Source organism: uncultured Abyssibacter sp., from assembly GCF_964000955.1.
Taxonomy (GTDB): Bacteria; Pseudomonadota; Gammaproteobacteria; order Nevskiales; family OUC007; genus Abyssibacter.
The window spans coordinates 1-8,475 of record NZ_CAXFCL010000168.1; the positions used below are offsets into that span (position 1 = coordinate 1).

Here is an 8,475-nt window from a genome sequence, read left to right on the forward strand (position 1 = left end):
CCGGGCGTCTCCGGCGCCGTCCACAGCCAGGCCTGTTCGCCATCGCCGAGCAGCGCCTCGCCAACCGCGTCCAGATCGCCGTCCGTCACCGTGACCTGAAACCGGCTGTCGCGGGTTTCCAGCACGGGCTCGATGGAGCGGCGTTCTCCCGGCATCAGGTAGATCGCGAACACGGGGTAGGGAATGATCTCGTCCCCGATCTTGACCGACAGGGTGGCCAGCGTCGCACCGCGTTCGGCGGTTTCGGAGGCGGGTTCCACCGCCGGTCCGCTGGCGTCCGGTGGCAGGCTCGCGTGGGCGGCCGTCGCCAGCAGCGTCAGCATCAGCAGTGTGAGCAGGGGTTTTCGGGGGCGGGTCCGGGGCATGACTCTTGGAAATGTGGGGTCGAGACCGACAGAACGCGGAGTCCCGGCCCCCGCCACGCGTCCTGCCGGATTACGATTTCAGACCGTGAGAGGCCTCAAAGGTTGCGTCAGCGACACTCAGCCGTCGCTGTCGTCATCGTCGGCGTCATCTTCGGCCTTGACCTTCACCTTGTCGCCATCGACTTCGAGCTCGAAGGAATCGACCGTGTCGTTGTCGGCCTGCGGTTCAGGTTCTTCGCTGCATGCGGACAGAGTTGCGGCGAGCATCACGGCCAGGATCAGCGTGGTCCAGTACTTCATATCAATCATCCTTGATTTGATTCGCTTTTTAACCTACGGGTGTCGCCGTGGGAATTGCAAATGCTGGCCAGACACTGACTGGAACCACGCCTGCAATGGTCCGGGACGTCACGCGCGCTTACACTGAACGCCGGATGTGAATGGATGGATTTGAATGGACCACGGTACGGATACGGATCGCAACACGCTTCTGGTCGCCTATGTGCTTTACGCGCTGGCACCTTTCAATGGCCTGACCGCGATCGCCGGCGTGATCATCAATCACATCAAGATCAACGACAGCAGCAGCGAGTTCATTCGCAGCCATCACAGCTGGTTGCTGCGCACGTTCTGGTGGGGCTTGCTGTGGAGCATCATCTCCACCGTGCTGATGATCGTGGGCGTCGGATTCCTGATCTACGGTGTGCTGGCGATCTGGTACATCTACCGCGTGGTTCGCGGGTTGATCAACTTCTCGGATCGGCGCGAGATGCCGCGCTAGCGGCCTACGACGTGGGGTCGGTTGCCAGGCAGTCGGCCAGTGCGGCCACCAGGCGCTGGCCGGCCTGCTCAATCGTCGTGCCGAAGGCCACTACGCCGTCCTCGTGGCCGCGCATGGTGAACAGGCCGATATCCGCCAGCGCCGTGTCGCGATAAAGCGCCGCCACGGCTTCGGCCATGGCCGGGGTGCCGTAGGGCACGTCGGCGGCGGTCCCGGGCAGATGGGCGCCCCGGGACCAGATCTCCGGCGAGTGCACATGCAGCACGCAGCCGATGCCGGCGTCGAGCGCGTAGACCGCGCCATGGGTCAGCGCTTCGGATGACGGCTTGACGGGGCCGGTGGCGACGATCCGGTTCGCCGCCACGTCGCATTCGGTCACCGCTGCGTAACCACCGACACCCAGGCGCCCGGGGCCGCCGGTCTGGGTGCCGCTGATGACGAATCCGTCCTCACTCCGGCAACTGACGTTGCCATAGCCGTAGCCGTCGTAACGATCCGGCCGCTGGCCGACGAGGGCGAGCCGGTGCAGCACGTCACGCCAGGCGCGCAGCGACCGGAACCCGTCCGACTCGGTCGGCGCGGGTCCCGGCGCGTACGCCAGGACGTACTTGATGACGCCTTCCTGCTCCGGCGAAGCGGTCATGTCAGGAACGCTTCCGGGATCAGGCGGGGGCGTCTTCGGTTTCCTTGGTCGCCTCGGTGGCGGCGAGATGATCGAGATAGCGCTCGGCGTCCAGAGCGGCCATGCAGCCAGTGCCCGCGGAAGTGACCGCCTGCCGGTACACGTGATCCATCACGTCGCCGGCCGCGAACACGCCGGGAATCGACGTCGCCGTGGCATTGCCGTCCAGGCCGCTGCGCACCTTGATGTAGCCGCCCTCCATGTCGAGCTGGCCCTTGAAGATGTCGGTGTTGGGCGTGTGACCGATGGCGATGAAGCAGCCGGTGACATCGACCTGCTTGATGTCGTCTGAGCGGTTGTCGCGGATGCGGATGCCGTTGACGCCCATGTCGTCACCGACGACCTCGTCCAGTTCGTGGTGCCACTCGACGGTGATGTTGCCGGTCTCGGCCTTCTCGCGGACCTTGTCCTGGAGAATCTTCTCGCCGCGGAACTCGCCACGACGGTGGACCATCGTCACGTGCTCGGCGATGTTGGAGAGGTACAGCGCCTCTTCCAGCGCGGTGTTGCCGCCGCCGATTACGGCGACCTTCTGGCCGCGGTAGAAGAAACCGTCGCAGGTCGCGCAGGCGGACACGCCCTTGCCCATGAAGGCTTCCTCGGAATTCAGACCCAGGTAGCGGGCCGAGGCGCCGGTGGCGATGATCAGCGCATCGCAGGTGTAGGTCGCGCTGTCGCCGATCAGTTCGAACGGGCGGGCGTCCAGTTTCACCGTGTTGATGTGGTCGAACACGATCTGCGTGTCGAATCGCTCGGCGTGCTTTTGCATGCGCTCCATCAGCGCCGGGCCCTGCAGGCCCTCGACATCGCCGGGCCAGTTGTCGACATCGGTCGTCGTCGTGAGCTGGCCGCCGGCCTGCATGCCGGTGATCACCACCGGGTTCAGGTTGGCGCGGGCGGCATAAACGGCGGCCGTGTAACCGGCGGGACCGGAGCCGAGGATGATCAGTCGATGGTGTTGCACGTCACTCATGGGAGTCTCGCTGGTCGGAAGGGGGTGCGATCGGTCGTTGTTTCACAACGAGTCCGCGTGTGATTTCAGATAGTCGGCGACACCGGCGGCGCTCGCCTGCATGCCCGGCTGACCCTTGCGCCAGCCCGCGGGACAGACCTCGCCATGTTCCTCGAAGAACTGCAGGGCATCGATCAGACGCATCATCTCGTCGACGTTGCGGCCCAGCGGCAGATTGTTCACCACCTGATGCTGGACGATGCCCTCACGGTCGATCAGGAACGAGGCGCGCATCGCTACCGCGTCGGTCGGATGTTCGATTCCGTAGGCGCCGACGATCTCATGGTTCACGTCGGCGACCATCGGAAACTGAACCTCTCCGATGCCGCCCTTGTCTGTAGGAGTGTTGCGCCAGGCGTAATGGGTGAACTGCGAATCGATGGACACGCCGATCACCTGGACCTCGCGTTCGGCGAAGGTCTTGACCCGGTGGTCGTGGGCAATGATTTCCGACGGACAGACGAAGGTGAAGTCCAGCGGCCAGAAGAACAGGACGCGGTACTGGCCGGCGTAGTCGGACAGCCTGAAGTCGTCCTTGATGCTGCCATCGGGCATCACGGCCGCGGCGGTGAAATCGGGAGCCTTGCGGCCGACGAGTACGCTCATGACAACCTCTGGGACGCGGAAGGAATGTGTTCCGCGGGCCTCGCGGAACCGGACTCGAGAGTGTACCCGTGCCCGTCGTCAGGACGGAACCTGGGGGCGCGGCGCCAGATGCTCAAGACATGAAAACCAACGGATTGATTCTTATGCAGATTCGAATTGCGCTGGCAGCGCTGACGTTCATGTTGCCGGCGGCGACCTGGGCCGGGATGGCCGACATCACGCTGCCGCCGGGGTTCTCCATCCAGCTCTTCGCCGACGATGTGCCGAACGCGCGGTCCATGACGCTCGGCGCCACCGGCGTGATCTACGTCGGCACCCGCAAGGACGACGTGGTCTACGCGCTGCGTGACACCAACGGTGACGGCCGGGCGGATCGGCGTCATGTCGTGGCCAGGGGCCTGGACATGCCCAACGGCGTGGTCTGGCATGACGGCGACCTGTTCATCGCCGAGAACGAGCGCATCCTGCGGCTGCCGGATATCGACGACCGGCTGGAGGATCCGCCCGAGCCCGAGGTGATCTACGACGCGCTGCCCGACGAAACCCACCACGGCTGGCGTTTCATCGACATCGGACCGGATGGCTGGCTTTACGTGGCGATCGGTGCGCCCTGCAACGTCTGCGACGAGGGCGACCCGTTCGCCAGCATCGCCCGTCTGCGGCCGGATGGCAGCGGGTTCGAGGTGTATGCCCGCGGGATTCGCAACTCGGTTGGCTTCACCTGGCATCCGAAGACAGGTGAGCTCTGGTTCACCGACAACGGCCGTGACTGGCTGGGCGACGATCTGCCGCCGGGCGAACTGAACCGGGCGTCCGCGGCGGGTCAGCACTTCGGGTATCCGTACTGCCATGGTGGAGAGGTGGTCGATCCCGAGTTCGGTGATGAGGGTGCCTGCGAGCGGTACGTGCCGCCGGTCCAGCCGCTCGGCCCGCATGTGGCGCCGCTGGGTGTGCTGTTCTACACCGGAGGCATGTTTCCGGCCGAGTATCGCAACCAGGTGTTGATTGCCGAGCATGGCTCCTGGAATCGCAGCCAGAAGATCGGCTATCGCGTGACGCTGGTTCGTCTGGACGGCAACCGTGCGACCGATTACCGTCCATTTGCATCTGGTTGGTTGGAGGGGCAGAAGGTGCGGGGTCGCCCCGTGGACCTGCTTCAGCTGAACGACGGCAGCCTGCTGGTCTCGGATGACCACGCGGACGTCATCTACCGAATCACCTACGACGGCCCGGTGTCCTGACGGCAACGTCGGCAATGCCGGTTCGCGCCGAATCGCTTACGATGTTCGCATCGCATTAGAGACCGCTATTCATGGCCAAATCCCCGAATCTGCTGCGCCGGTTCTTCGGCGCCATCTGGACCGTTTTCTCCGTCGTCTACAAGCTCATCGTGATCCTGGTCGCGGTGCTGGTCGTCGGGCTGATCTACATGGGCATGAAGGGCGGGGCGCCCGTCACCGTCGAGGACAATGTCGCGCTGGTCTGGCACCCGGCCGGCGTGGTGGTCGAGCAGAACGACCGTGATCCCACCGAGGAGTTCTTCAGCGAACTCGCCGGTGACGGTCCGACGCAGACCCAGCTGCGCGATCTGACCGACGCGCTCGAATACGCGCGTGACGACAGCCGCATACGCATGGTCGTGCTGTGGCTGGATGCGCTGGCCTATGCCGGCCCGGCGCAGCTCGAGGAACTGCGTGTGGCCATCAACCGCTTCAAGGAAAGCGGCAAGCGCGTCGTCGCCTACGCACCGGCCTACACGCAGCGCGCCTACTACCTGGCATCGCAGGCCGACGAAGTGCTGATGGACCCGATGGGGATGGTCTTCCTTGAGGGCTACGCGGTCTACAGCAACTACTACCCGGGTCTGCTGGACAAGCTGGGCATCAACATGCACGTGTTCCAGGCCGGCGAGTACAAGTCCGCGGTGGAGCCGTTCCAGCGCACCGACATGTCCGATGCGGCGCGCGAGGCCAACCGCACCTGGCTGGACACGTTGTGGGGCAAGTATGTCGGTGACGTCGCCACCGGCCGCGGTATCGCCACCGAGGCCATCGACGACTATGTGGAGCAGTTCGTCGATCGCCTGGAGGACGCCGACGGCGATCCCGCCCAGGTGGCGCTGACATCCAAGCTCGTCGACGAGCTGATGCCCTTGCAGGTCGTGCGGGAGCGCATCGGCAGCACCGTGGGCATGGCCGACGAGCACGAGAGTTTCCGCCAGATCGATTTCCGTCGCTATCTGAAGGCCGTGCGCAAGGGGCCCAGCGGTTCCCGGCAGATCGGCGTCGTGACCGTGCAGGGGTCGATCGTGCCGGGCGAGAGCTCGGAGGGCACGGCGGGTGGTGACACCGTATCCGACCTGTTGCTGGAGGCGATGGACGACGACAGCGTGGCCGCGGTGGTGCTGCGGGTGGATTCCCCCGGTGGTGGCATCTATCCGTCCGAGCAGATTCGCCGGGCGGTGCTGCAGGTGAAGGAAGCGGGCAAGCCGGTGGTGGTGTCCATGTCGACACTGGCCGCGTCCGGTGGCTACTGGATTTCGGCGCCGGCCGACCGGATCTTCGCGCATGACACGACGATCACCGGGTCCATTGGCGTATTCGGCATCTTCCCGACCTTCGAGGACACGCTGGAGAAGATCGGCGTGACCACCGATGGTGTCGGGACCACGCCGCTGGCTGGCGCCATCCGCGCCGACCGGCCGCTCAGCGACACCGTGCACCGGCTGATCGAGCTGATCATCTCCAAGGATTATCAGCAGTTCGTCGGTTATGTCGCCGAAGGACGTGACATGGAACCCGAGCGCGTGCACGAGATCGCGCAGGGCCGGGTCTGGAGCGGGCTGGATGCCGCGCAGCTGGGGCTGGTGGACGAGATCGGCGGGTTCGAATCCGCGGTCACGGCCGCCGCGCAGGCAGCCGGCCTGAGCACCGAGAATCCGCCGGTGCGCTACATCAGTCCGCCGCGTGACTTGAGCTTCGCGTTCCTGGCGCCGTTCACGCAGTCGCTGACCCGCTTCGACCTCGCTCGCGCGGTGCTCGGATATTTCACCGGCGCTCCGGGTGACGTCACCCGGTCGAGCGGCGATATCCAGTGGCTGGAGCAAATCGCTTCCGGCGAGGCCCAGGGCCTGTCATCGCACTGTCTTTGCGTGATGGCGGCGGATGCGCCGTTCGCGCGCCAGCAGGCGCGTTCCGGAAACGCGCTCTAGTCCGAGCGCGTCAATGCCGCATGTCCCGATCGACGGGGCCCGCTGTCACTACACCGAGCAGGGCAGCGGGCCGCCGCTGCTGCTGATCCACGGGCTGGGTGCCAGTCAGGCCGACTGGTTCTGCCAGTTGCCGGCGTTGTCCGACCAGTTCCGCTGCGTCATGCCGGATCTGGTCGGTCACGGCCAGAGCGATTCGACCGGTGACTATGCGATCTTCGCCCAGGCCCGGCGGTTGCTGAAGCTGCTCGATACGCTGGGCATCGATCGTTGCGCGGTGCTGGGCCACAGCATGGGCGGCGCCGTGGCGCAAAGCATGGCGCTGCTGGCGCCGGATCGCATCACCGCGCTGGTGATCTGCAACAGTTCGTCGGGATTCCGGCCCGTCACCGGGCAGAAGATGGTCGAGGCGGTGGCGCGCTTCGCGCTGGTCGGGGTGCTGGGCGTCCGGCCCCTGGCGGCGCTGATCGCGTTTCGCCTATTTCCCCATGCGGGTCAGGAATCGCTGCGCGAGATCATGCGTGAGCATTTCGCCGAGGGTTCGCGACGGGTTTACCTGCGCAGTCTCGCGGCGCTGGGACGCTGGGCGATCTGGTCGCGTCTGCCCGAGATTCGTGCCCGCACCCTGATCGTCGCGGCGGAACACGACTACTTTCCGCTGGCGGAGACGGAGCGCATGGTCGCCGGCATACCGGGCGCCCGGCTGGAACTGTTCGCCGGCAGTCGGCACGGCACGCCGATGGATCGTGCCGAGGCCTTCAACACGGCAGTCATCGGGTTTCTGCGGGCGGACGCATCGGCGCCGGTCGCGGCTGTCACATAGCTGTCATCCGGGCGTCCATCGCCCGTCACACTGGCTTTCTACCATCCCGGGTTGTTTCCACTTCCAGGATGAGCCAGCGTGAGCCGAGACCCCGTCGACAACAACAATCCATCGCAGAACCTGCCGTTTGCCGTGATCCTGGAGCAGCGACTGAGCCGCCGCAGCGTGCTCCGCGGCGCCGGCCTGATTGGCGCCACCACCCTGCCGGGCTTTGGTCTGGTCGCCTGCGGCGGCAGTTCCAGCGGCGGCCTGCGCGGTGCGATCCGGCTGACCTTCGGCGCGGTGGCGAAGAACACCGACAACAACGTCTCCATCCCCGCCGGCTACTCGGCCCGCGTGCTGTACGCGGTGGGTGATCCGATCAACGAAACCGTCAGCGAATACGCCAACGACGGCACCGACGGCGATTTCGACCAGCGTGCCGGCGACGAGCACGACGGCATGTTCTATTTCGGCCTGTCCGATGACGGGCTGCCCGATCCGGGTCGCAACAATCGTGCATTGCTCGTGATGAATCACGAGAACCTCGAAGACACCGAGCTGCATGCCAACGGGCCCACCGCCGCCGCCGACAACGGCGGTTCACGCCCGCAGTCGGAAGTCGACAAGGAGATGAACGCTCACGGCGTCTCGGTGATTGAGATCGTCGACAGCGGCGACGGCTTTCACGTCAACCGCGCGTCGAGCTTCAACCGCCGGATCACGCTGTTCACCGAAATGGACATCCAGGGTCCGCTGCGGGGTAATGCCGCGCTGACCACGGCCTACGCCGAATCCGGAACGGTGGCGCGGGGTACGGTCAACAACTGCGCCAACGGCTACACGCCCTGGGGTACCTACCTGACCTGCGAAGAGAACTGGTTCACCTACTTCACGCGGGGTGACGACGAGGACGAGCGCGAGGCGAAGGAGAACACGCTGTTCGCCCGCTACGGCATGGGCGCCAACAGCAGCGGGGATTCGTATCGTGAATGGAATACCGTCAGCGGCGGTGTCTA

Annotated in this window: 10 protein-coding genes; 5 read left to right on the plus strand and 5 right to left on the minus strand. The window is 65.5% G+C overall.

Annotated elements, in window-relative coordinates; all coding sequences use genetic code 11:
• Positions 1-365: hypothetical protein (locus tag ABNS06_RS08020; RefSeq protein ID WP_348673752.1), on the minus strand; the 365-nt coding region annotated here is incomplete at its 3' end.
• 117 nt (positions 366-482) lie between these two features.
• The gene (locus tag ABNS06_RS08025) at positions 483-665 is read right to left on the minus strand and encodes a hypothetical protein (RefSeq protein WP_348673753.1); all 183 of its coding nucleotides are present in this window, start codon (positions 663-665) and stop codon (positions 483-485) included.
• A gap of 154 nt (positions 666-819) precedes the next feature.
• On the opposite strand from ABNS06_RS08025, the gene ABNS06_RS08030 reads away from it, so the two are divergent.
• Positions 820-1,146 carry a hypothetical protein gene (locus ABNS06_RS08030; RefSeq protein ID WP_348673754.1) on the plus strand — a complete coding sequence of 109 codons (327 nt, stop codon included), beginning with the start codon at positions 820-822 and terminating at the stop codon, positions 1,144-1,146.
• A 4-nt stretch (positions 1,147-1,150) separates the two neighbouring features.
• On the opposite strand, the gene ABNS06_RS08035 is transcribed toward ABNS06_RS08030, so the two are convergent.
• From ABNS06_RS08035 to ABNS06_RS08045, 3 genes are read right to left on the minus strand one after another with little or no spacing between them, the layout of a single operon-like run.
• A complete protein-coding gene (locus ABNS06_RS08035; protein ID WP_348673756.1) occupies positions 1,151-1,789 on the minus strand; it encodes a class II aldolase/adducin family protein in 639 nt (212 codons plus the stop codon).
• Between the two features lie 19 nt (positions 1,790-1,808).
• On the minus strand, positions 1,809-2,801 hold the full coding sequence (trxB, locus tag ABNS06_RS08040) for a thioredoxin-disulfide reductase (RefSeq protein WP_348673757.1): 993 nt from the start codon (positions 2,799-2,801) through the stop codon (positions 1,809-1,811).
• 42 nt (positions 2,802-2,843) lie between these two features.
• On the minus strand, positions 2,844-3,446 hold the full coding sequence (locus ABNS06_RS08045; protein WP_348673758.1) for a peroxiredoxin: 603 nt from the start codon (positions 3,444-3,446) through the stop codon (positions 2,844-2,846).
• A gap of 143 nt (positions 3,447-3,589) precedes the next feature.
• Between ABNS06_RS08045 and ABNS06_RS08050 the strand changes: the two genes are divergently transcribed.
• The 4 genes from ABNS06_RS08050 to ABNS06_RS08065 all read left to right on the plus strand — a co-directional run.
• A complete protein-coding gene (locus tag ABNS06_RS08050; RefSeq protein ID WP_348673760.1) occupies positions 3,590-4,687 on the plus strand; it encodes a sorbosone dehydrogenase family protein in 1,098 nt (365 codons plus the stop codon).
• 71 nt (positions 4,688-4,758) lie between these two features.
• A complete protein-coding gene (sppA, locus tag ABNS06_RS08055) occupies positions 4,759-6,657 on the plus strand; it encodes a signal peptide peptidase SppA (RefSeq protein ID WP_348673761.1) in 1,899 nt (632 codons plus the stop codon).
• Between the two features lie 13 nt (positions 6,658-6,670).
• Entirely contained in the window at positions 6,671-7,477 is an 807-nt protein-coding gene (locus ABNS06_RS08060; protein ID WP_348673763.1) for an alpha/beta hydrolase, read from the plus strand.
• Between the two features lie 78 nt (positions 7,478-7,555).
• A partial coding sequence (locus tag ABNS06_RS08065) for an alkaline phosphatase PhoX (protein ID WP_348673764.1) occupies positions 7,556-8,475 on the plus strand: 920 nt, incomplete at its 3' end.

Bases quoted from the DNA above. Each gene is read 5' to 3' on its own strand.
- ABNS06_RS08050 (WP_348673760.1), top strand. From the start codon at position 3,590: ATGCAGATTCGAATTGCGCTGGCAGCGCTGACGTTCATGTTGCCGGCG.
- ABNS06_RS08030 (WP_348673754.1), top strand. From the start codon at position 820: ATGGACCACGGTACGGATACGGATCGCAACACGCTTCTGGTCGCCTAT.
- ABNS06_RS08045 (WP_348673758.1), bottom strand. From the start codon at position 3,446: ATGAGCGTACTCGTCGGCCGCAAGGCTCCCGATTTCACCGCCGCGGCC.
- ABNS06_RS08025 (WP_348673753.1), bottom strand. From the start codon at position 665: ATGAAGTACTGGACCACGCTGATCCTGGCCGTGATGCTCGCCGCAACT.
- ABNS06_RS08035 (WP_348673756.1), bottom strand. From the start codon at position 1,789: ATGACCGCTTCGCCGGAGCAGGAAGGCGTCATCAAGTACGTCCTGGCG.
- trxB (WP_348673757.1), bottom strand. From the start codon at position 2,801: ATGAGTGACGTGCAACACCATCGACTGATCATCCTCGGCTCCGGTCCC.
- ABNS06_RS08060 (WP_348673763.1), top strand. From the start codon at position 6,671: ATGCCGCATGTCCCGATCGACGGGGCCCGCTGTCACTACACCGAGCAG.
- sppA (WP_348673761.1), top strand. From the start codon at position 4,759: ATGGCCAAATCCCCGAATCTGCTGCGCCGGTTCTTCGGCGCCATCTGG.